At 53.1% G+C, this 22,272-nt stretch carries 22 protein-coding genes; 6 read left to right on the top strand and 16 right to left on the bottom strand.

Annotation, left to right across the window (positions count from 1 at the left end; all coding sequences use genetic code 11):
- Positions 1-294: 294 nt before the first annotated feature.
- Positions 295-2,565 (bottom strand): vitamin B12-dependent ribonucleotide reductase, encoded by a 2,271-nt coding sequence (locus KOO63_12085; GenBank protein MBU8922548.1) that lies wholly within the window; start codon positions 2,563-2,565, stop codon positions 295-297.
- Positions 2,566-3,100: 535 nt separating this feature from the next.
- Between KOO63_12085 and KOO63_12080 the strand changes: the two genes are divergently transcribed.
- Positions 3,101-3,739, top strand: a complete 639-nt coding sequence (locus KOO63_12080; GenBank protein ID MBU8922547.1) for a hypothetical protein — start codon at positions 3,101-3,103, stop codon at positions 3,737-3,739.
- Positions 3,740-3,761: 22 nt separating this feature from the next.
- Here the strand turns inward: KOO63_12080 and KOO63_12075 are convergent, their stop codons facing one another.
- Positions 3,762-4,502, bottom strand: coding sequence for a protein phosphatase 2C domain-containing protein (locus KOO63_12075; GenBank protein MBU8922546.1), 741 nt, complete (start codon positions 4,500-4,502; stop codon positions 3,762-3,764).
- Positions 4,503-4,573: 71 nt separating this feature from the next.
- Positions 4,574-5,035, bottom strand: coding sequence for a GNAT family N-acetyltransferase (locus tag KOO63_12070; protein MBU8922545.1), 462 nt, complete (start codon positions 5,033-5,035; stop codon positions 4,574-4,576).
- Between the two features lie 140 nt (positions 5,036-5,175).
- On the opposite strand from KOO63_12070, the gene KOO63_12065 reads away from it, so the two are divergent.
- On the top strand, positions 5,176-5,874 hold the full coding sequence (locus KOO63_12065) for an HAD family phosphatase (protein ID MBU8922544.1): 699 nt from the start codon (positions 5,176-5,178) through the stop codon (positions 5,872-5,874).
- 48 nt (positions 5,875-5,922) lie between these two features.
- Here KOO63_12065 and KOO63_12060 read toward each other — a convergent pair whose 3' ends face one another.
- From KOO63_12060 to KOO63_12035, 6 genes are all read right to left on the bottom strand, one after another.
- Positions 5,923-6,588 (bottom strand): response regulator, encoded by a 666-nt coding sequence (locus tag KOO63_12060; protein MBU8922543.1) that lies wholly within the window; start codon positions 6,586-6,588, stop codon positions 5,923-5,925.
- Between the two features lie 90 nt (positions 6,589-6,678).
- Entirely contained in the window at positions 6,679-7,683 is a 1,005-nt protein-coding gene (locus tag KOO63_12055; protein ID MBU8922542.1) for a hypothetical protein, read from the bottom strand.
- Positions 7,684-7,900: 217 nt separating this feature from the next.
- Complete coding sequence (locus tag KOO63_12050) at positions 7,901-9,223, bottom strand: replication-associated recombination protein A (GenBank protein ID MBU8922541.1); 1,323 nt, start codon at positions 9,221-9,223, stop codon at positions 7,901-7,903.
- Positions 9,224-9,255: 32 nt separating this feature from the next.
- Positions 9,256-9,744 carry a zinc ribbon domain-containing protein gene (locus KOO63_12045; protein MBU8922540.1) on the bottom strand — a complete coding sequence of 163 codons (489 nt, stop codon included), beginning with the start codon at positions 9,742-9,744 and terminating at the stop codon, positions 9,256-9,258.
- A gap of 207 nt (positions 9,745-9,951) precedes the next feature.
- Positions 9,952-11,130 carry a tetratricopeptide repeat protein gene (locus KOO63_12040; GenBank protein ID MBU8922539.1) on the bottom strand — a complete coding sequence of 393 codons (1,179 nt, stop codon included), beginning with the start codon at positions 11,128-11,130 and terminating at the stop codon, positions 9,952-9,954.
- Positions 11,131-11,204: 74 nt separating this feature from the next.
- The gene (locus KOO63_12035) at positions 11,205-11,732 is read right to left on the bottom strand and encodes a tetratricopeptide repeat protein (GenBank protein MBU8922538.1); all 528 of its coding nucleotides are present in this window, start codon (positions 11,730-11,732) and stop codon (positions 11,205-11,207) included.
- 349 nt (positions 11,733-12,081) lie between these two features.
- Here KOO63_12035 and KOO63_12030 point away from each other — a divergent pair, with 349 nt between their 5' ends.
- From KOO63_12030 to pyrE, 4 genes are all read left to right on the top strand, one after another.
- Positions 12,082-13,320, top strand: coding sequence for a T9SS type A sorting domain-containing protein (locus KOO63_12030; GenBank protein MBU8922537.1), 1,239 nt, complete (start codon positions 12,082-12,084; stop codon positions 13,318-13,320).
- A 109-nt stretch (positions 13,321-13,429) separates the two neighbouring features.
- Entirely contained in the window at positions 13,430-15,319 is a 1,890-nt protein-coding gene (locus KOO63_12025) for a family 43 glycosylhydrolase (protein ID MBU8922536.1), read from the top strand.
- Between the two features lie 46 nt (positions 15,320-15,365).
- A complete protein-coding gene (locus KOO63_12020; GenBank protein ID MBU8922535.1) occupies positions 15,366-15,998 on the top strand; it encodes a hypothetical protein in 633 nt (210 codons plus the stop codon).
- A gap of 48 nt (positions 15,999-16,046) precedes the next feature.
- The gene (gene pyrE / locus KOO63_12015) at positions 16,047-16,583 is read left to right on the top strand and encodes an orotate phosphoribosyltransferase (GenBank protein MBU8922534.1); all 537 of its coding nucleotides are present in this window, start codon (positions 16,047-16,049) and stop codon (positions 16,581-16,583) included.
- Here pyrE and KOO63_12010 read toward each other — a convergent pair.
- The 7 genes from KOO63_12010 to KOO63_11980 all read right to left on the bottom strand — a co-directional run.
- Positions 16,567-16,983, bottom strand: coding sequence for a hypothetical protein (locus KOO63_12010; protein ID MBU8922533.1), 417 nt, complete (start codon positions 16,981-16,983; stop codon positions 16,567-16,569). The two genes, pyrE and KOO63_12010, sit on opposite strands and share 17 nt — an antisense overlap.
- 130 nt (positions 16,984-17,113) lie before the next feature.
- The gene (locus KOO63_12005; GenBank protein ID MBU8922532.1) at positions 17,114-17,920 is read right to left on the bottom strand and encodes a hypothetical protein; all 807 of its coding nucleotides are present in this window, start codon (positions 17,918-17,920) and stop codon (positions 17,114-17,116) included.
- A gap of 77 nt (positions 17,921-17,997) precedes the next feature.
- Positions 17,998-18,990 carry an isoaspartyl peptidase/L-asparaginase gene (locus KOO63_12000; protein MBU8922531.1) on the bottom strand — a complete coding sequence of 331 codons (993 nt, stop codon included), beginning with the start codon at positions 18,988-18,990 and terminating at the stop codon, positions 17,998-18,000.
- A gap of 146 nt (positions 18,991-19,136) precedes the next feature.
- On the bottom strand, positions 19,137-19,850 hold the full coding sequence (locus tag KOO63_11995; GenBank protein ID MBU8922530.1) for a succinate dehydrogenase iron-sulfur subunit: 714 nt from the start codon (positions 19,848-19,850) through the stop codon (positions 19,137-19,139).
- 14 nt (positions 19,851-19,864) lie between these two features.
- On the bottom strand, positions 19,865-21,643 hold the full coding sequence (gene sdhA / locus KOO63_11990) for a succinate dehydrogenase flavoprotein subunit (GenBank protein MBU8922529.1): 1,779 nt from the start codon (positions 21,641-21,643) through the stop codon (positions 19,865-19,867).
- 9 nt (positions 21,644-21,652) lie between these two features.
- Positions 21,653-22,015, bottom strand: a complete 363-nt coding sequence (sdhD, locus tag KOO63_11985; GenBank protein MBU8922528.1) for a succinate dehydrogenase, hydrophobic membrane anchor protein — start codon at positions 22,013-22,015, stop codon at positions 21,653-21,655.
- A 15-nt stretch (positions 22,016-22,030) separates the two neighbouring features.
- The coding region (locus KOO63_11980; GenBank protein ID MBU8922527.1) for a hypothetical protein at positions 22,031-22,272 on the bottom strand (242 nt) is incomplete at its 5' end.

The raw sequence follows: 22,272 nt of genomic DNA, 5'->3' as shown, positions 1-22,272 counted from the left end.
ATATATGCAGGATCATCGGGTCACTGCAGTCCACTCCTGTCCATGCTATTGTTATGAGGTTTTTTCCCAGTTCCTCGTGGGCACATCCGACCAGTACGACTGGTACGGGCGCCAGGAGAAACGACCCTCCGTACTTGACCTTTTCCATACTGTCCATCATTTTTTCAGCTTTCTTCTCTCATGTAAAATGCTGCCCTGCAAACCTGGCAGGGGTGTTCCACAGGCAGGATACACCTTTCCAGACATGAAATCCAGATGGAATTTAAGTAGATATTCTCTGCTATGGCGCCAGGATCATCCGCACTTGGAGAATCCGCACTCCCTGCAGACGGCGCAGCCACCCTCATGCTCCATCATCCCACCGCACTCGGGGCAGAAACCCGCGACCTGGTCCAGATATCCGGTGGACATCTTCCTGACCTTCTGGCCGGCAGGTGTCTTCTCTTCGATGAAATGTCTTTCGAGTGCCCTTGCAATGGCGTCGCTGCACGAGAGTATCATACCGCCCTTTTCCCATCCCGGGTTGGGGCAGCGAATACCTCGAAGCTGTTTGAGGATCGATTTCGGATCTATACCTGCCCTGAGCGAAAGGGATATCAAACGACTTATGGCCTCCGACTGCGATGCGCTGCACCCGCCCGCCTTACCCATCTGGGTGAAGACTTCGAAGGGGCCGTGCTCGTCCTCGTTGATCGTCACATATAGGTTGCCGCAACCCGTAGTCATCTTCCAGGTCTTGCCGGTCGTTACCGAAGGCCTCGCGCGAGGAGTAAGAAGGTGTTCGCCATTCTCGTCTACTATTGCTACCGATGCGTCTTTCTCTCCCCTGTTGACGCTGCCGATGTTCAGGACCTGCTCCTCCCGGCTTCCGTCACGGTAGATCGTCACGCCCTTACAGTCGAGCTCGTAAGCCTTGAGATAGACTTCCTCGACATCTTCCTTCGTGGCGGTATTGGAGAAGTTGACGGTCTTTGAGACCGCGTTGTCCGTATATTTCTGGAAAGCCGCCTGTATCCTGATATGCCATTCCGGCTTGATATCATGTGCTGTGACAAATGCGTTCCGCCATTTCTCGGGTATCTCCTTGATGCCCTGCACCGATCCCTCCGAGGCGATCTTCTTCATCAGGTCCTCGCTGTAAAAACCTTCCCTTTCAGCTATCTCCCTGAACATCGGGTTGACCTCGACAAGCTCGTCATTATCCATGACATTCCTGATAAAGGCGATTGCGAAGAGAGGCTCGACACCGCTTGAGCAACTCGCGATGATACTTAAAGTGCCGGTCGGAGCGATCGTCGTCGTCGTCGCGTTTCTCATCTTCGGCCCGTCCTCGGTATCGAAGACACTGCCCCGGAAATTGGGGAACGATCCCCTCTCGATCGCAAGCTCTTCGCTCACGGTATGTGATTCCTTTTGTATGAATCCCATGATCTCTTCTGCGACCTCGAGAGCTTCCTCGCTGTTATAGGGGATCTCCAGCTGCACGAGCATATCTGCGAAACCCATCACTCCAAGGCCGATCTTCCTGTTCGCGTTGGTCATGTCGCGGATCGCATCGAGCGGATACCTGTTCATGTCTATAACGTTGTCAAGGAAACGAGTCGCCTTGCGGACCACCGCGCCGAGCTTCTGGAAATCTATCGTATATTTTCCGTCCGATTCTTTCGTCATGTGCGAGAGATTGATCGATCCGAGATTACAGGACTCGTACGGCAGTAGCGGCTGTTCGCCACATGGATTGGTACTCTCGATCTTACCCACATGCGGAGTCGGATTGGAACGGTTCATCCTGTCGAGAAATACGATCCCCGGTTCACCGTTCTTCCAGGCCAGTTCGACGATCATGTCGAAGACCTTACGTGCCGGGATCGTGTCCACCGCGTCCATACCGTGAGGATTGAACAAATCGTAATCCTCGTTTTTCTTCACTGCCTCCATGAACTTTTCGGTGATACCGACCGAGATATTGAAATTGTTAAGCTTCCTGTTATCCTTCTTCGCCGTGATAAAATCGAGGATGTCAGGATGATCGACCCTGAGGATCGCCATATTCGCCCCGCGTCTCGTTCCACCCTGCTTCACTGTCTCGGTGGCGGCATCGAACACGTTCATGAACGAGATCGGTCCGCTCGAAATACCCTTGGTCGACTTCACGCGGTCGTTCTTCGGCCTGATCCTTGAAAACGAGAATCCCGTCCCCCCTCCACTCTTGTGTATGAGCGCGGTGTTCTTGATCGTCTCGAAGATACTCTCCATGGAATCGTCTATCGGAAGTACGAAGCATGCTGAAAGCTGCTGAAGCTCTGCTCCGGCATTCATCAGTGTCGGCGAATTGGGAAGAAAATCGAGGGCGACCATCATCTCGTAATAGTCCTTTTCCCAACGCATCCTGCAGGCGCTGTCGCCGTAGCGCCTCTCGGCGGACGAAATATTTGTGGCCACACGTTTAAGTAGTTCTTCCGGTGTCTCAGTCAGGTTTCCATTCACATCTTTCCTCAGATACCTCTTCTCCAGGACCCGCAGTGCATTATTCGAAATGCGTGGTTTGAGACGACCAGAAGACATGCCAACCTCCAGTTGTATAACAACTTACTTAGATATTGTACTATTAATATGACCCTTGACCAATCGCGCCAATATGTGGGGGTCATGCGGATACTGCCATACAAGATGTGGGGGTGTCAACACAAAATCTGAAATTGGTTGAATTTATGTTCCTCAGACCTACAAAACTCGTAACATATTAATTGACAACATATTACAAATCACCAAAAAACCGTTTTCTCTGAATTTTTCAGGTTTTTCTCAGAAACATTTCGATGCGATAAAGAGATGCTGCAAAGGATCGATTCCTGTGTTAGAATTTGTCGGTGGCCTGCTCGCCGGACCCGGGCTCTGACAGTCTGGCCGGCGGCCGCCGGAGTCGAGACGAAATCAAAAAAAGGAGAACAATATGCGATTCAACCGGAGTCAGGTTTCGAGATCCCGGACGAGGAAGTTCTTTTCGAGATCCTGTGTTGGGAGTCTCTTTTCGAGATCCTGTGTTGGGGGTTTCTTTTCGAGATCCTGTTCAATGAATCCATTTTCGAGGATCTGTTCCATGACCTTCTTTTTGACTCTCTCTGCTTTTATGATCCTCGCGACGCCTCTCGCTACCCCTGACTGCGCGGCACAGACCCTCGGGCAGTATACCACAGCGATCATCGCGTCCGACGGCGAAGGCGGATGTTTCATCTCCACGGGAAAAGACGAGTTCCGGCTGGGCATCATGGCCCGCTTTCGGATGTACTCGAGAGGAGACCTCGGGTTCCAGGTCGGATTCGACAGGCTGACCGGGGAAAATGCTCTGGGTGTGGCTACCGATGTGAAGTTCTATCTCCTGCATCCCGAATCCACCTTCCCGATAGACCTTGCAGCAGACATCTCTCTCGGCCACTTCCAGGACAACGCTCTGGGCAGGACCGTTGCCGGGCTCTCTCTGATCACGAGCGGCACACTTGTAGCCGACACCGAGATCCCTGTCGAGCCGTATGCCTCGATCGGATTCTATTCGATATTTTTCACTGACCGTGAAAAATGCCCTCCGGACTCCGTCGATTGTGATGACGACAACAAGGATATTGAGACAATACTCCGGGCAGGCCTCAAGCTGATATTTACCGATGAGTATCAGGCTTTTTTCGAGGTGAAGCTGGACGGCAACACGACGTTCGGCGCGGCGATCAACATTGTTTTCTGAGAAATCCGGGAAACCGGGTGGATCAACTGTTCAGGGCGACTACCACTGTGATGTTGTCGTCCCCTCCCGCACCATTCGCCCTGGCCACTAGAAGTTCACAGGCCCTTTCCGGGCTATTGTTCATGACTATATCGAGGATATCGACGCTCAGCACCATCGATGTAAGCCCGTCCGAACAGATGACGAGTCTGTCACCCTCTTTTACCTCGAATCCCTTCAGCAATTCAGGATCGACGTCTTCTCTCAGCCCGACGGCTCTGGTGATCACATTTCTTCTCGGATGGGTCCTCGCCTCCTCCTCGTCGAGCAGTCCGCGAGTCATCATCTCCCCGACCACGCTATGGTCGTGGGTCAGCATCACTATACTGCCGTCCCGGACAAGGTATGCCCTCGAATCACCCGCGTGGGCGATATTGATATGATCGGAAAAGAACACTACAGCGGTACATGTTGTTCCGGCAAGACCCTTTCGCCCTTCGCCCACCTCGTAAAACACCTCACGGTTGGCTTCCCGGAACGACTCTTCGAGCAGCTTCACCGGCTCAGCTATCTCATCATTGAAATATGCTTCGCCCAGCAATTCGACTGTCATCCTGCTCGCTTCGCCTCCGGAAAAATGTCCGCCCATCCCGTCCGAGACGATCGCGAGGATACCCCTCACATTCATCAGATCTTTCGTCTCCGGCTCGAAGATGCCGTAATAATCCTCGTTCTTTTTCCGAACCTTTCCCTTGTCGCTCAACGCCGAAAAATCCCAGGCCACTCCATCCCCCTCTATTACTTGCCGGACTCGACTCCTGCATCTTTTCATTCCATATAATCGGTCAGCAAGTCTTATACCTTTGGCCATTTCGTCGGAAACTCGAGTAGTAATACTCGAAAAGAGGCTATCTCTATTTCCTTCAAGTCTCTCGATCGGCGGATAAGGTCGGGGATCATATCGGTGGTCGCCCCCTCGAATCCGAACCTCTCGAAAAACGGCATGCTGTCCTCGCCAGATATTACCCAGGCACGTTCACATTCTCCTGAACAGAAGGTCAAGGCCTTTCCCACCAGTCTACTGCCAAGACCCTTGCCTCGCCTGGCTTCGATCACTACGACATATTTGAGCAGGCAATCCGCTCCCATCTGCCTGACTGCGGCGGCCCCTGTCAGCGACCCGCCGCTGTCGAAAGCAGCGTAGACCACGCCTCCACCTGACTCCCTGGAGTCCAACCCCGTATCTTTCAGAAGAATGGCCAGTTCCATCTCGAACCGGGGATTGGTCTCAGTTACCTTGTAGATTTGTCCACTCATCAGCGATCTGTTACCCGGCTCAGCCTCTCTTCTTCATCGTCCTTGTATCACGATTGCCTTGATGTTACATTTCGAAATATCTCGCCCGATGAGATTAATAGCTCGATGTACTGAGGTCAATCAATTATTGGAGAGTGCCGTTGGACAAGCTGGAAATACTCCGATCGATACTGGAGGGAAGCCGGGCCGTAATATTCGACTTCGATAATGTCATCGTCGACTCGGAGCCGTTCCATTACAGGGCCTATTCGAAAGTATTCGGCGACCGGGGCCACACGATAGACAAGGACGATTACTGGGTGGAATGGACATCGAAAGGAGGAGGAGCCGAGAAGGAGATCAGGAGATACGATCTCGGATTCGACACCATGGAGATCCGCGCTGCCAAGGATCCCCTCTACTCCTCTTATTGTGAATCCGGAGAGATCCCCGTATTTCCGGATGCGATCAGGATCATCCGCTCTTTTCATTCATCAGGGTTCCCGCTGGCCATAGCCTCTGGCTCATACAGGCGGGATATCATGGCTCTTGTGGAATTCAACGCGATCGACGGTTTCTTCAGCGCCGTCGTGGGCAAGGACGGCATCGAAAAGACGAAGCCTCACCCCGAGACCTATCTCCGGGTCGCAACTGGCCTCGGCCTGGAACCGGCTGAATGCTTCGCTATCGAGGACGCGGAAAAAGGAGTCATCGCCGCTCATGAGGCCGGGATGAAAGTGATTACGGTCGAGACGGAAGTCACGAAAGGATTTGATCTCGGCGACCCGGACCTGGCCCTTTCAGGACTCGATGAATTGTACCGTCTAATGATGGAAGCGGGGCTCGAAGCTGGTGAATGACCGGGGAACGGCCCTTTTGCCCTGTCCCTTAGGCCAGCAGGGTGATCGTCAGAGCTTAACTACCTCTTCTTCTGGTTCCAGATCAAAGAAAGGATTGATTTCCCTCTGCATATCAGCCAGCACTTCCCTGATCTGACGCCGGCTCGATTCGCATCTCCTTACCGACTCGATCGCCGCAAGGTCTCCATCGGACTTCTCCATTAACGTCAACAACTCCCGCCTGATGATATCCAGAGGAATCGCTAATTTGTCGGACATCCTTTCACTCACTTCTTTCAGGGCCTTTTCGCTGGCATGTTCGACGTCGTAACTCTTCATCTCCTTTTTGGAGATCTGCAGGTTGATACGGGCGATAAGCTCCTTGAAATCGAACGGCTTGATCATGTAGTCGTCCGCTTCGAAACCCATAGCCTTGACCTTGTCCTCGGTGGCTCCCCTCGCGGTGAGAAAGATGATGGGAATATCCCTCGTGGAATTGATGGATTTGAGCCTCTTGCATGCCTCGAAGCCGTCCATCACAGGCATCATCACATCGAGGATGATACAGTCCGGCTTGTTTTCCCTGATCATATCCAGGGCTACCTTGCCGTTCTCTGCCAGACTTACCTTGAACCCGCCTGATTCGAGATCGAATTGCAGCAGACGCCTGAGATCCTTATCGTCTTCGGCTACCAGGATGTTCTTAACACCCAGACTATCATTATATGTATTCAATTTCCCGATCCCTCCGTGATTAATACCATCCTCTCACAATGATATTCGTCTGGAGAAATGAGATTCTTGATACTTTTTTCTTCTGGAAGTCTATTCAGTGGCCAGTTTTTTCATCCTGCCCCAACTCGAACGCTGAACGGCGATCTCGCTATAGACAAATACAGTATCTACAGCCGAACACTCGACGAACGAATTGTTCAGCACATTGCCGGCCGCGCCCAGAGTGAGAGAGAATGCCTTATAGTAGACTGTCTCCATATCCAGGACATCGGTATCGAAGAAATACAACTGTTGCCCGGGTGAGCTATCCATCCTGACGACCAGGCGGCCGTCGTCATATCCGGTCGGATATCTGTCGGTCCTTGCCCTTATCATCGTATAATTCCCTTCCCCGGCTGTCCAGGTCAGCTTCACCGACCTGCCGTATCCCGCCTGCGCGACCAGGGAAGTAACGGGCATATTCGGTTCTTCGCAGATCGGCGTCTGGCAGGTATAAAGCCAGGAATTTCCTACATAACCACCATGGTGAGGAGAAAACAGGTAATGGTCGTCGCCATAAGGGTCCGACGCATACATCCTGTGAGTGTGTGCGTTTGGAACGAGGTTTATCCAGGTGGTCTCGGAATCCACGGCAGGAGCGATATACGCATAACCCGCCAGTGCCGGTCCGCATATGGGCATGCAGGCCGTCGCCTTTATGCTCATAGTCTTTATACCAGAGATCTTGTCCTCATCGTACGATGAATGATAGATCTCGAAACAGTTTTTCGGCGAGAAACTGATGATCGAGTCGTTCGATTCGATAGCGAATTCGAGCCTGCTTATACCTTCGTGGGCATTGTAGAAATATATAGGGACCTGGATGATATCTTCCCCGGCTTCCCTTCCCCTGCCACAGTCGATGTCTTCAGGGATCGACGATATATCTCCGAAATGGACACAGAGCCTCACGAGATAATCAAACTCGAAGTATATCGGGGATATCATGAGCGAACCGTAGCACTGGGCTGGCACCTGACCGGGCAGGGCCGCCACCAGTGCCGCTACGGCAAGGACGGTCATTATAGATTGATAAAGGGGCTTTTTCCTGCGCATGTTGTCTCTCCTCTGTTGCGCCCCGATTTTCTTCTCATTTTTTTCGCACACACCGTGTGACGGCCTGAATCAGCCACCACATGCATAATTATGACATATCAGGAGATTTTAGTCAACCCTGAGGGGTCGGATCGTGTAGTCTTTGTGGTAGGATACGGCAACACACAGAGCAGCACATGGTAAGCATAACTTGATATGATATCAGCACCTACGCTGGTCAGCCCTTTTTCTTTCTGAGGTTTTTCCAGTAATTCATCCTCTTGATGATCTCCCGTTCGAAACCTCTCTCCACCGGCCTGTAATAGACGCTTCCCCTGAGTTCCTCGGGAAAATATTCCTGTCCCGAGACGCCGTCGGGGTCGTCATGTGGATACTCGTATCCCTTTCCGTACCCGGCATCCTTCATAAGCTTCGTGGGAGCATTTCGTATCCACAGGGGAACGGGCAGGGGACCGTGGTCACGGACATCGTCAGCGGCCTGCTTGTAGGCGGTATAGAGGGCATTGCTCTTTGGGGCAGTAGCAAGGAAAGTCACTGTCTGGGCAAGGGCAAGCTTCCCCTCCGGCATCCCCAGGAACCTTACCGTCTCCACCGCGTTCAACGCCGTCGTCAGGGCGCCCGGGTCCGCGTTGCCGATATCCTCCGAGGCGAACCTCACGAGCCTTCTAGCTATATACAGGGGATCCTCTCCGGCCTCGAGCATCCTCGCCAGCCAATACAGTCCCGCGTCGGGATCACCCCCGCGAATACTTTTGTGAAGAGCCGATATGATATTGAAGTGGTGTTCGCCCTTCTTGTCGTAGAAGATCATCTTCTTCTGGGCGGCTTCCTCTATGGCCTCCCTGTCGAGAACGATCTTCCCCGAACCATCATCCAGCGATTGAACGACCATCTCGAAAGCGTTCAGCGCGGTCCTGGCATCTCCGGCAGCAAGATGCGCCAGATAATGAAGATCTTCGTCCAGGACTTCTATCTTCGTCCGGCCAAACCCTCTCTCCCCGTCGCCGATCGCCCTTTTCATTATGGATACGACATCATCCTCTGTAAGCTGCCCAAGGATGAATACTCTGCACCTCGAAAGAAGGGGCGATATGACCTCAAAACTCGGATTCTCTGTGGTGGCCCCGATAAGTACTATCGTGCCGTTCTCTATATGTGGCAGAAATGCGTCCTGCTGGGCCTTGTTGAATCGGTGGATCTCGTCGACAAAAAGAATCGTGCGTTTTTCATGGAGCTTCAGTCTCGAATCGGCCTCGCCGACGATCTTTCGCACATCGGCTATACCTGAGGTGACCGCGGAAAAAAATTCGAAATGAGAATCTACGGAATTCGCGATGAGGTGGGCCAGCGTCGTCTTGCCGCATCCCGGTGGTCCCCAGAATATTATCGAGGATTCGAGCCTGCCCTTTTCGAGGATGCGGCGGAGGATCTTCCCCTCGCCTATTATCTCATCCTGACCGACAAAATCGTCGAGGACTCTTGGCCGCATTCGTTCGGCAAGGGGCCTTGGTACGTTCTGTGAGAAAAGATCCTGTTCCATGAGGTTGCGGCCCGGCTTCTATTCCCTTCGGATTATTCTTCCTCTCCTGGAACACCTTCATCATGATGCGCTTGCGGCTGCATCATGGTCTGATCGAGGTCCTCCTCGGAAAATCCGGCCTGTTCACGTTTATTGTTCTGCATCTCCACTCGTTCGGCGACGACCATCTCGTTCAGTTCCTTGCCCATCTGGTACTGGTGTATCGCGAACACTATGGGAAGAAGCATATATGCCACTCCGGCAGTCAATGGTACGGCAAAGACCTGAATCACAAAGGTCAGCCAGAACCAGTTCCATTGTCCGAGATAGATGTACCCCACCGGGCCGAGAAATATCCAGCCCAGGAAAAACCCTATCGAAGCCGCCACGCCAGGATTCCTTGTATCGTTCGGGATCTTGAGCCTGGTCAACTCATGCCCGTACATTCCTCTTCCATTGCTCTCGCCCTTTGCGGATTTGCCGCAGTAGACGCAGAAGGCGCTGCCTTCTTCGATTTCTTCTCCACATTGCTGACAGAACATGATGTCTACCTCCATTCCTGGAACTTACATATATATTACGGCCCCAGGTAAAGGTTTGTTTCCTGCTAGCTCGGAATATTAAAGAAAAACAACCCGTTAATACAATAAGTATTTAAAAAATAATGCTGAACCCGTCTCATCGAGATGCGGACCCCACTACTGGCAGCCGCTTTCTGATCCCGATTTTCCGTGACTTAAGTCCCCCCGTCATCTCGCTGACTCTTCAATGGCCTTTCTCAGAATATCGAGGTTCACCCTGGCTGTCGCGTTACCGGGTTCGAGCTGAAGCACCCTGATCAGGATCTTTTCAGCTTCTTTCAATTCACCCAGCGCGCCTAATATGGCAGAGTAGTTGACCAGTCCGACGGTCCATTCCGGTCTCTCGGCTACTACTTTCTTCTGTATCCCTATCGCCTCGGAGGATCTTCCCATATTGTGGAGACACATGGCTATCCTGTCCCGGGTTTCCGGATCTCCCGGCAGTTCCCTGAACAGAGAAAGCGCATCTGCATATTTCTCCTGTCTGAAAAGGACCCTTGCGAACTTGTCGGTCACGCCCGTGTCGTCCGTCCATCTCCTCATCCCGACAAGTACGAAGCCGGCCTCGTCCAACCTGCCCGAACGGATGAGGGCCTCCGCATAGTTCAGATTCACTTCCAGGTCACGTGGACGTTCTTCAACGACAGCAGTGAGCGATCGAGCGGCGCTGGAGGGACGGCCGGTCCGGAGAAACAACAGCCCCAGCTGATAGAGAAAATCGCTGTTCATCCCGCCGGCTCTCTCCGACTTCACGAAGAGGCTCTCCGCCTTCACCGGCTTTGAATCGGCGACAAGCATCGCCTTTAGACCGAGCAGATACGAATCTTCGGAAGAGAGGGACAAACCCTCGTCGACCAGTTTAGAGGCGGCCTCCACCCTGCCCATCTTCAGTTGCCCGACCGCAAGGTTCCGGAGGATCATCGGCTCATTCGCCTCTCCGCAGAACCTCCTTGCCTCTCTGAACTCGGTCAGCGCTCTCCCTGTCTTCCCGACCTTCATCAGCATCACAGCGAAATTCAGATGATTTTCGCAGCTGGCATAATCCTCCAGTAGGGATTCTTCGAAGATGGCGGTAGCCTCGTCTACCTTTCCCGTCATTCCCAGGGCGAGTCCTCTCTGCCCCTTCAGCCGCGGATCATCACGTCCCTCCAGGACAAGACTGTCGGTAATCGCGAGTACAGCGGCAAAATCCTCACTGGCTATCAGCGACAGTATCCGCAGATCAGCATCCTGCCTCGATTCGTCCCATCCCGGTCCTTCAGAGTAGGAGGTGCATCCTGCCCCGACAAGATAGCAGGCTGAAACGATCAGCAGCAGAAATGTAAACAGTGGTCGCGAACGGGCCATTACCCTCACCTCAAGGTACTCGGGTGGACGGGACGGGATCTTTTATGGATATTAACCGGATGGAGTAAGGGAATCTAGAGCTTTTTCAGGCCGGGATTCTTCATCACCCTGATCCTGTGCCTGAGCTTCCCCAACCAGATATTTATGGGATGGTCTCTGCGGATGCAGGAAAGAACAGGTTTTTTTCTCACACCCATCCTGGACAACTCGAGTGCCGCGGGCGAATGTGTGTTATCAATACTGTAAGCCTTCGTGAAACAATTCCTCGCCCCTTCCCTGTTTCCCTGCTTCAGAAGGATCCTCCCGAGGTTGACATTGAATGTCGCATCCGGGGTTTTGGGCATCCCCATCGCCTTCCTGCACATCTTCTCGCCGACAAATGTATTTCCCCGCATTCCGATACAGAGGCCCATACAGGAGATGTACAGAGGGTTCTCAGGCGATATCTTCAATGCATCCTCTATCAGGCCGGAAGCCTCCGCGTACTCTCCACGCGCGATCATCTTCAAAGCTTTATCAAAATATTCCCGCGACTCGAATGTATCCTGTTCGATCATCGTGGTCACACCGCGCCTGCCTTTCGCACCTGAGGATATTTGCATAGAAGACTGCCCCCCCCTTGCAAAAAACGTCTTTTTAAGCAATCGGGGGCCTATTCCGCCATTCTTCTCCCTCAATTGCAAATATCATACCTCTCGCCCGGTTTTCCACTCACCGGCTAACTCGTTCAATGACAGTCAACTTGAGGACTTTTTGAACGCAACCACATGTAAACGTGCCCCTTGCGTTGTTCAGGCCCGAAGGTTGCATCCCTTCTGGATTGACTGTTGCAGCCCTGTCAGTTTGACTTGAGTCGGCAGTTAAGGTATAATTTAGACTACATAAGTCTGATGTGATTCCTTTTGACCGACATATATGTTTTGCAGCATGAAGGAAGTGGACGTGTTAAGAATGTACTCCAAAACGGTGCTTTTCACCGGTATGGTCCTTTGTCTGATATTATCGACATCATCCCCTGCCCTTTCTTCCATCCAGCTCACGGGCAATTTCAACGGCATCACCTGTGAACCGGACGACCCGGCCAATGATATGACCGACCTGGGCGACCACGAGTTCATCAAACTGAAATTCATAAACGAGCCCGGCGATCCCGATACGATCTTTTTCAAATTCACAAAAGACAACAGCTACATGCCCGAACACTGGGGATGGTCTTTCTCCGAGGGTTGGGGCATCGCCGATCTCGACTGGTCCCCGCCGAGCATCGCGGCTGTACTGCCGGACAGCGGTTTCTATTATTTCCATTTCAACGACACGACATACGCTTACTCCCTGTCGCGTCCCGATGCGGCTATCGAAGGTATCGTCCATTCGAATCTACCCACGGGAGTCCCTGCGGGCACAAAAGTCTCGTTGTTTGACCAGGAATACGGCCTCATCGGCATGTACGAGGAATTCACCGATTCGTCATTCAGTTTCTCGCCTCTTCCCGAGGCCACATTCTACCTTGTCGCGGCAGCGCCCGGATACAGGGACACTACTATCACCGATATTCAGACTTATCAGGGTAATGTCGAGTATATCGATATCACCCTCGAACCATTGACTTCCGTGATGATATCGTCGGCATTCACCGAGAATATCGATGGAGGCGTGATGCTCATATGGAGCACATCATGCTGCGACGCGAAAACGGGATTCGACATCTACCGGGGTACTACACCCGACCTGCTGGCAATGGAAAGACGCAACATCGATCCGATCCGTTCATCCATACCGGAGTTCAGATTTTTCGACAGCTGTGAAGATACAGACATTGACCACTATTACTATATTGTGGAACTCAACGTTGACGACCCGACACGCTACGGTCCGGTACTGGCTCCGGCCAGCATGGCCCGGATGACGAGTTCGCTGGGGCAGAACTATCCGAACCCGTTCAACCCGGCCACGACCATACCCTACTACGTGTCGACTAATGATCAGAACGCCAGGATAATGATCGCTTTCTACGACGTAGCAGGAAGAGTCGTGGACAGATACGACATCGGCACAAGACCTGCGGGTAGCCACTCATTTGACTGGAACCCGTCTCTCTCTCACGGAAGGAACATTCCTTCCGGTGTTTATTATTGCAGGCTGACCGTCGGCAAGGACGTTTTCACTCGAAAGATGATCATGCTCAGATGATCTCCTTCCATGCCGGAACGGTCAGAAGAAAAAACTCTCTGCGGGTACGGACCCGGGGCGACGCGCGTCCCCTTAAGTTCCAATAGCCCTCAGTGACGGGAGAGACAGGTTGAGATCATCGATTCTATTTCTGCTTCTTATCCAGATGGTATTTCAATTATGCGGTGCGGCATCCACCACTGCCGCAGGCAGCGGCGATCTCTCCTCCGGTGTTATCTCAGTCGGTCCTGACGAACGACTCAGCAGGGCGACCACCTATGAACATCCCGGAGACCCGGCCCTCATGGCTTCGTTCGATTTCGAGGGGCCGGTATTCGTCGAATATGGTTCGATGATAAAGGATCACGCGTTCATATTCGCCGACGGCCTCTACCACCTGATATATATCACCGATGGAGAAAAATCTTTTGGACATGCGACATCTGTCGACCTCAAAGACTGGACCCTGCACGAAAGGGTCCTGTGGGCGGAACCGGAATTCAACAGGATCTATGCTCCACATATCGTCGAGTTCTCCGACATACCGGGCTACTACCTGATGTACTATACCGGTGTGAACGATCATATCTCGCAGGAGACCTGCCTCGCCTTCTCGACCGGAGACCTGTCAGCCTGGATCCCGGCTGTTCCCGAGAGGTTTGAACCTTACCACCCGGACACGGCCTGGGCTCTCTGGGACGAGACGAGCTGGTCGAACTGCCGCGACCCCTTCTTCTTTATCGACACGGACGATACGGGCTACCTTCTGAACACGGCAACGGCGAAAGGTAATTTCGGAGCGATATCTCTCGCCCGTTTTGATGGATTCTTCGACTATGAGGACATCGGCCCCCTGTACACGCACAATAACTGGCACGCGCTGGAAAGCCCGTTCATGATTTACCGTTCAGGCAGGTACCACCTGTTCTTCGTGGAAGAGGAAGTCGGCGGAATATCGCATATGTCGTCGCCTTCACTCCAGGGTGGTTGGGATATCACATATCGGGCGATAATCGATAACGGCCATGCCTGTGAACTCCTGGATGCAGGCGGAGGCGAATACCTCTTCTCCCGCCACAGCGCATATGCACTTCCGGATGGAGAGAGCCTCTATTCCATTCGCATAGATACACTCGGATGGACCGGCGACCTGCCGGAAATACGCATAGAGGATCCTCTGGGCTCTGCCTGGACGATCCTTCGTGGAACGGCATTCGACAGACAACCTGTCTTTGGCGACAATCCCGGATGGCGTGGAGTGGACAGTGTGGATGTCGACTTTGAAGGCAACTGGTGGATAGGCACCTTCGAAAGATTTGACGGTCCCGTTCTCGGCGCCCTTCCAGGCTCCTTCCAGGGCGATGGCCCGACCGGTGCGATAAGGTCCGGAACATTTATCGTCACGGGGCGATCCATGAGACTCCTCGTCGGTGGCGGTCATTATCCAGAGACATGCTACGTGGCTCTCTTCGACGCGGCGACAGGAACCATGCTCTTCAGCGAGACGGGCCGGGGTACTGACGCCATGGACGAAAGATGTTGGGATCTCAAGGGCTTGAGAGGCAGTGAAGTCTATCTCGAGATAGTAGACGACTCGAGTCTGCCTTTCGGACATATCAACGTGGATGGAATATTTGAATCTCCTTTCCCCTTTCAGCCCGCACTTCCACCGGATGAAGACGGTCCGCCTGAAAAAGATATAGACGATCCGAAAAAAGGGGCAACGAACGCAGTTCTGATTCCGACGATCTCCATGTCATCTCATCCGAACCCTTTCAACCCGGCGACGATCATCGAACTTTCCGGACTTGAACCGGCCCGGTACGGAGTCAGAATATATGATATATCGGGCAGGCTCGTAAGGGTACTCGACGTCACAGCTTCCACTGACGGCAGGGGTTCTGTCCGATGGAACGGTCTTGACAGCGGGGGCGGACCAGTCGTTTCCGGCATTTACGTCGCGGCGGCAGCAAGGAATGGGAAGATACTCTCGGTCCACAAACTGGTTCTGATGAGATAACAGTTTTTCCTCGCTCCTCCCCCTTTCCTTTGTTATCTTTCCCGTGATGAAAAGAATATATTTCATACCGGTCTTCTTCCTTATCATATCGTTTGCCCCGGTAGACGCTGGAGCACAGGGTCTAAAGGGACGTGAAGTACTCGGCCTGAGACTTGGCGGGGTGGTCAGTCCCGGATCGGTCGAAGAATATTTCGGCCATGGCAGCGAGCTGGAACTTCATTTCATGGAAGGTCTCGGCAGCTGGTACGGTATCGATATCTCACTGTCGATGCACAACCTGGGCAGATCTCTCAGCCGTGAAAAAAACATCGATTTCCTCGGCTTTGACAGGACGGTAAAGGTTGAGATATATTCCCTCACAGTGGGGCTTGTCGGAATCAGACAGGTCGCCGATCGGATCTCGATAGGCATGGAAGGCGGAATGGGTCTGTACCCTATCACCGCGGTCATTCCAGAGGGAATATGGGAAGGAAGGATCACCCGGAACCAGTTTGGCTTCTACGCTGGGGCCAACGTCTATTATTCGCTCAACAAGAGAGGCCTCTCACTTGACATCGGGGCGAAATATCATTATGTATTTTCCGGAAATGATCCAATGCAGATCCTTTACGCTTACACGGGAGAGGACAGACTGCAGTTCATCCAGATGACTGTGGGAATTGTGTTCTATACCAGGTAGTGGGCCAGACGCCTGCCTGGATTCCACCATTAGATCACGGGGGTAGATTTGAACAAACGGGAAGAACTCAAACAGATCATTATCGACCGTTCTATCAGGAAGGGCGATTTCACTCTGGCATCGGGAAGAAAAAGTTCCTATTACATCAACGGCAAGATGACGACCCTGCATTCCAGGGGGCTTTACCTTGCTGCTTCTGTCCTCCTCGACTCGTTCGATGAGATCGAATACGATGCTTTCGGCGGACCGGTCATCGGCGCCGATCCGATAGTCGGAGCCCTTCTGGCGGTCGCCGCGGAGAGAGGCCTTGAAAAAGAGGGCCTGCTCGTACGCAAAGAGGCCAAGGGGCACGGAACACAGAAGATGGTCGAGGGAAACATCACTGAAGGTATGCGTGTGATCATCCTCGAAGACGTCGTCACGACCGGGGGATCGCTGCTGAAAGCCGCCGATGCCGTCGTCGCCGAGGGCGGGATAATCGCGGGCATCCACGTACTGGTCGACAGGGAAGAAGGTGCCACAGAAGGCATCTCCGCCGCGGGGTATGAGTTCAAGTCTCTTTTCAAGGTCAGTGAGCTGCTGTAAGAATATCCGGGTCGACATCCCTTGTCAGGTAGACCTGTTTTTCCTCGCCCCGGGTCATCCACTTTACAATGACCACAAGTCTCGGTCCGCCATCCGGCGGGCCGGGGATCATTCTCTTTTCCACGCAGAATTCAGTGCCGTCCGGCCCCATGGTTATTCTGTCAGCAACAGGATCCCCGGTCTTTTCGGCCTCTACGCGTGCTATCTCCTCTGCCAGTCTGGATGCCGCGATGACATCGACGGAATCCCGGTCGAAATGCATGCTTTCGAAGATGGTGCCTGAAAGTGCGATCAGGAGGAGGACGCAGGTCGACATCGTCATGATCATGATCCCGGTAGGGGCCTCACCTTTCACTGAACGACGTAACTGCTTTGTTTTAATAAAGAAAAGACTCTTCATAGTTGTAATAGACTCCCGGTGTCGTGTCTGAAGAACCAGTCTTTCGGCCGCGCGCGAACACGGCCGCAATCGGTATTTGCAGGGAATGTGCCAATAGATGAATAAGTGATGTCTTGTATATTTCCGGAGGCTATTCCTCCGCTGGCTTCGTGTCAGCCTCCAGCCACCTGATACCCATCGTATCATCCGGTGTGACCGCGAAAGACTCGCCGGGCAATTCGGCGTCGAGATCTATCTTTACCAGGTAGTACTGATAGTAGAGGATCCTGTCAAAAAATCCGGTGAATCTCGCCGGAAACCATGTCCCTTCCACTTTCAGGAAATCGCTGTATACATCCCGGCTGTTGAAGCTCGAATCTGCAAGAGAAGTCACCGTGACATCCCTTAGAAGGAAGGTCTTTTCATCGATCCCCAGGGTGATGATGTCTGTTTTTGACTGGAACCTCAGGCCGTAGAAGCCGTTTCCTTCCCCAACCGGAAGGATGATCTCGCCTTCGTGGGCTCTATCCCCGATCCATTTGAGAATATAGGGGAAGCGGTATTTGATCATTTCCCTTTCCCAGTTCGATACGAGAAGATTACCAGCCAGGTACGACCACTGGTAGCTCTTCTCCTCGTCCGAGACGATGATCCTCATATCGAAAAGCTGGCCGTTTCTCACGTCCATCATCTTACTCTTGGTGAGGAGGCCATTCTGAAAGAAGTCGAACGGATAACTCTCGGCCACATGGATCATCGGCAGCTTTTTCATGAAACCCTTGCCTGAAAACGATATGATCCTGTTGACTCCATCCTCGCCTCCGTAAGCATCGAGCATTTTGTCATAGAGTGCTTCCGGATTGTCCGGTCTGCCGGAGCAGGAGGCAAAGGCAAGAGCGCTGAGGACCAGGATCACCAAGGCAGCTCTGGTCGTCTTGTATACTGAAGGATTCATCATCTGTTCAATCACTCCTTCTCGGGGAACCGGTCCCGGAGCTGGTCCGGAACATCGCCCCTGTCTGATCTGATCTATCGTCAATCTTTAATATACTCAGCTTTATATAATTCGTTCCTGCCGCCAGCCGCAAGGGCATATTCGAATCCTTTTGCCAGAGACATAGCGCCATGTTCCCCACCTCTGTTGAGGGCGACGAATCCGACCTGAAAATCGGTCTTCCCCCCGTGCTTCTCGATGATCCTCTCCAGCGCCTCTCTGCAGGCTTCCTGCGGCGACATACCCTGCCTCATTAACTCGACTACAAGAAATGAACCGCAGACCCTGATGACGGCCTCTCCTCTTCCGGTAGCAGCTACGGCACCGACCTCGTTATCGACATACATTCCGGCGCCTATGATGGGAGAATCCCCGACTCTGCCATGTATCTTGAAGGCCAGCCCCGATGTGGTGCACGCGCCGGCCAGCTGCCCCTTCGCGTCCAGAGCCACCATGCCTATAGTATCATGATTTTCCTTTTTCGGCAGCCAGTCGTCCTGGTCACTCATCTTCGCCTTCCATTTCATCCACCCGTCCCTCGCCTTCTCGGTGAGAAGATCGACCTTTTTAAAACCGTGCTTTCTGGCAAATTCTTCGGCTCCCTTTCCCACGATCATATCGTGGTCCGTCTCCTCCATCACCTTTCTTGCTATCGATATCGGATGCTTGTATCCCTCGATGAAAGCGACAGAACCGGTAGAACCGTCAGGCCCCATTATGCAGGCGTCCAACGTGACCCTGCAATCCTCATCTGGATAGCCGCCATAGCCGACACTTGTCACCTCGGGATCAGCCTCCGGCACCCTCACTCCCTGTTCAACGGCGTCCAGAGCAGATCCACCTGACGAAAGCAACTTCCAGGCAGCGTCATTTGCCGGAATCCCATGTTTCCATGTAGATATCACAACAGGATTGTCTTTCATAATATTTTCAGATCCCGTCTTTCCCAGGGCCGAGCCAAGGGGTACAAAGCTTCCAGCCGCTCCAAGTGCGGCGGACATCTTTATGAAACTGCGTCTGGATATCTCCGACATGTATCTCCTCCTGAGGATTGACGATCATCTCGCGGGGAATGGCTCCCGGGTGGAGATTATATCTGAATCCTGCCTGCCAATCCAGAAAAAAGGCCGGCAGGTCAATACCTGCCGGCCATCGTCTCACTATCGAGCCTGATAAGCGATCAACCCAGCTTGCCCCTGACCAGTTCCTTTTTCAGTTCGGCAATGGCCTTTGTCGGATTGAGGTCCTTGGGACAGGCCTCCACACAGTTGAAGATCGTGTGGCAGCGCCATAGGCCGTGCTTGTCGTCGATCGGTTCCAGATGTTCGCCGGGACATTCATCGCGCGTATCGGCGACGAACCTGTAAGCCTTGAGAAAAGCGTGCGGACCGACATATTCCTTGTCCGCCCAGAAAGACGGGCAGGACGAGGTACATGACCCGCAGAGTATGCATTCGTAGAGTCCGTCGAGCTTCTCTCTTTCTTCCGGGCTCTGCAGCCTCTCCTGGTCGGTCGGCGGAGGAGTCTTCGTCATCAGGTACGGCTTGACCGCCATAAGGCCTCGCACGATCGGGTCGAGGGAAACGACCAGATCCTTGACCACCGGGTAGCCCCTCAACGGTTCGATGGCGATCGTGTCGCAGTTCAAAGCCAGCGCCTGAGTCTCGCATGCCAGGTTGTTGACGCCGTTCATCGTCATGGCACAGGAACCGCAGATGCCGCTCCTGCAGGATCGTCTGAAGGTAAGGGTTCCGTCCAGTTTCCACTTGATGTCGTTGAGGCAGTCGAGGACTGTATATCCCTTTGGAACATCGAGCTGGTATTCCTGTACGAAATGACCCCGCTTCTCGTCATCCGGATTATAGCGATTGATCTTGAAAGTAATCATTGCCATATCGGGGTCCTCCTTTAATACTTCCGCTCTTGAGGCTGGAATCGGGTGATCGTGACAGGTTTATAATCGAACCTGATTTTTTCACCCTCCTTCCAGGCCAGCGTATGCTTGAGCCACTTCTTGTCGTCGCGATCAGGAAAATCGGTGCGGCTGTGAGCCCCGCGGCTTTCCTCTCTCGCGAGAGCACCCGCGACGATAAGTTCGCAGAACTCGATCATATGCCCGAGTTCCGACGCTTCGAGAAGGTCGCTGTTGAACTTCTCGCTCTTGTCGTCGATCTTTATGTTCTTGAACCTCTCTTCCAGTTTCTTCAGGTCACCCGTGAGTTCCTCAAGAGTGCCTTTGTCACGGAAGATGCCGCATTTATTGGTCATAAGCACCTGCAGGTCGTCTCTTATCTCTCCGACCTTCTCAGTGCCATTGGTTTTGAACAGCCATTCGACCTCGGCCAGCGCCGTTTTTGCGGAGTCTGCGGGAAGCTCCGGCCAGTCACGATTTTCCCTGAGGAAACGGACGATCGACTTGCCGCATCTGCGGCCGAAGAGCGATGCCTCGAGGAGAGAATTGGTACCGAGTCTGTTCCCTCCATGGACACTCACACAGGCACATTCTCCAGCGGCGTAGAAACCTTTCACAGGCGTTTTCTTGCCGTCGAACAACACTTCTCCATCTATATTGGTCGGGATCCCTCCCATCGAGTAATGGCCGGTCGGCTGGATCGGGATCGGTTCCTTGATACAGTCTATGCCCATAAATTTCCAGGCCAGCTCATGGATCTGGGGAAGCTGTTTCATGATCTTTTCTTCACCGAGATGACGGATATCGACATGGACGTAGGCCTCGCCGTTTATCCCCCGTCCTTCGTTGATCTCGGTCTGGATCGAACGCGAAACAAGATCCCTTGGGGCAAGCTCCATCTTGGACGGAGCGTACTTCTCCATGAATCTTTCGCCCTTGCCATTGATAAGGTAGCCGCCCTCTCCCCTGACCGCCTCACTGACGAGGATGCCCTGAAGATACAGGCCGGTCGGATGGAACTGCACGAACTCCATGTCCTCCAGGGGAAGTCCGGCCTTGAGCACCAGGCTGAGGCCGTCACCGGTGTTGGCCATCGCGTTCGACGTGATCTTGAAGACCTTGCCGTACCCGCCCGTGCCGAACATCACGGTCTTTGCGTGGAATACATGCATACCGCCATTGATGATGTCCCAGGCGACCACTCCGCGGCAGACTCCGTCTCTCACGATGAGTGACATCGCCTGAAACTCGGAGTAGAACCTGACCTCGTTCCGGATGCAGATCTCGTACAATGTGTGGAGAAGGGCATGGCCCGTACGGTCAACGGCGTAGCAGGATCTCAGCACGGGTCCGCCCTTGCCGAAATCCTTTGTATGACCACCGAATTTCCTCTGGGCTATCCTTCCCTCGGGTGTTCTTGAAAACGGGCACCCGTAATGTTCGAACTCTCTGACGACTGCGGGAGCTTCCCGTACCAGGACCTCGATGGCGTCCTGGTCTCCGAGGTAATCGCTACCCTTGATCGTGTCGAACATGTGCCATTCCCAGTGGTCCTCTTCCTCGTTTGCCAGGGATGCCGCGATGCCTCCCTGTGCCCCGCCGCTATGCGAGCGGGTGGGAAAGACCTTGCTTATCACAGCCACATCGAATTCTTCTGAAGCTTCGACTGCAGCTCTCATTCCAGCAAGGCCGGCCCCGATTATTACCACATCGTGACGGTGGACGCTGTGAATGCCCACTCCCTCGACGTCGTGAATTGATTCGGGATCTTTCATCATGATCCATCAACCTCCGTACTGGAATGTTATCATGGTAAGGGTTCCAAAGATCGCGAACACAAGCGCGATCGTGGCGATGACGCTATAGATCAGGACCCTCAACCACCCTATGTGAATATAGTCTTCGAGCACTATCCACAGTCCGTACAGACCGTGAAAAAGTGCCACGATAAGAAACGAGATATTAATAGTCTTCCACAGCGGGGTCGCGACGCGCTCCGCTATGGCGGCGTAGCCGATCTCTCCGTCTATCAGTATGTGGAGATTCACCACATGGACGAAAAGGACTACGGCCAGGTAGACACCAGAGATCCTCTGGAAAAGCCACGGAAGTGCGCCGCCGGATCTCGTTGTTTCCCTGTATTTCATTTACGGCCCTCCTTCCTATACTGAGAATGGTAACAGGCCCATTTTGGAGAGCATGATGATGCTGAAGGCAAACCATGTCCCGAGCCATATTATCACCGCTATTACGAACAATGTCTTCTGTTTCTCTACCATCACTCCCATATCGATCAGCGTCACCCGCAGACCGTTGAACAGATGGAAAAGGATCACTCCGACCAGTCCTACCTCCATTAACTTGAACATCGGACTGCCGAACGAGTGCATTATCCCGTCGAACG

The organism is Candidatus Latescibacterota bacterium, from assembly GCA_019038625.1.
Taxonomy (GTDB): domain Bacteria; phylum Krumholzibacteriota; class Krumholzibacteriia; order Krumholzibacteriales; family Krumholzibacteriaceae; genus JAGLYV01.
Note: the sequence above shows the minus strand (reverse complement) of the source record. Positions and strands in the feature narration are given on the sequence as shown.

What these genes read in the sequence shown, in the direction of transcription:
- KOO63_12085 (MBU8922548.1), bottom strand. Translation starts at nt 2,565, where the DNA reads ATGTCTTCTGGTCGTCTCAAACCACGCATTTCGAATAATGCACTGCGG.
- KOO63_12080 (MBU8922547.1), top strand. Translation starts at nt 3,101, where the DNA reads ATGACCTTCTTTTTGACTCTCTCTGCTTTTATGATCCTCGCGACGCCT.
- KOO63_12070 (MBU8922545.1), bottom strand. Translation starts at nt 5,035, where the DNA reads ATGAGTGGACAAATCTACAAGGTAACTGAGACCAATCCCCGGTTCGAG.
- KOO63_12055 (MBU8922542.1), bottom strand. Translation starts at nt 7,683, where the DNA reads ATGCGCAGGAAAAAGCCCCTTTATCAATCTATAATGACCGTCCTTGCC.
- KOO63_12050 (MBU8922541.1), bottom strand. Translation starts at nt 9,223, where the DNA reads ATGGAACAGGATCTTTTCTCACAGAACGTACCAAGGCCCCTTGCCGAA.
- KOO63_12045 (MBU8922540.1), bottom strand. Translation starts at nt 9,744, where the DNA reads ATGTTCTGTCAGCAATGTGGAGAAGAAATCGAAGAAGGCAGCGCCTTC.
- KOO63_12040 (MBU8922539.1), bottom strand. Translation starts at nt 11,130, where the DNA reads ATGGCCCGTTCGCGACCACTGTTTACATTTCTGCTGCTGATCGTTTCA.
- KOO63_12035 (MBU8922538.1), bottom strand. Translation starts at nt 11,732, where the DNA reads ATGCAAATATCCTCAGGTGCGAAAGGCAGGCGCGGTGTGACCACGATG.
- KOO63_12030 (MBU8922537.1), top strand. Translation starts at nt 12,082, where the DNA reads ATGTACTCCAAAACGGTGCTTTTCACCGGTATGGTCCTTTGTCTGATA.
- KOO63_12020 (MBU8922535.1), top strand. Translation starts at nt 15,366, where the DNA reads ATGAAAAGAATATATTTCATACCGGTCTTCTTCCTTATCATATCGTTT.
- KOO63_12010 (MBU8922533.1), bottom strand. Translation starts at nt 16,983, where the DNA reads ATGAAGAGTCTTTTCTTTATTAAAACAAAGCAGTTACGTCGTTCAGTG.
- KOO63_12005 (MBU8922532.1), bottom strand. Translation starts at nt 17,920, where the DNA reads ATGATGAATCCTTCAGTATACAAGACGACCAGAGCTGCCTTGGTGATC.
- KOO63_12000 (MBU8922531.1), bottom strand. Translation starts at nt 18,990, where the DNA reads ATGTCGGAGATATCCAGACGCAGTTTCATAAAGATGTCCGCCGCACTT.
- KOO63_11995 (MBU8922530.1), bottom strand. Translation starts at nt 19,850, where the DNA reads ATGGCAATGATTACTTTCAAGATCAATCGCTATAATCCGGATGACGAG.
- sdhA (MBU8922529.1), bottom strand. Translation starts at nt 21,643, where the DNA reads ATGAAAGATCCCGAATCAATTCACGACGTCGAGGGAGTGGGCATTCAC.
- sdhD (MBU8922528.1), bottom strand. Translation starts at nt 22,015, where the DNA reads ATGAAATACAGGGAAACAACGAGATCCGGCGGCGCACTTCCGTGGCTT.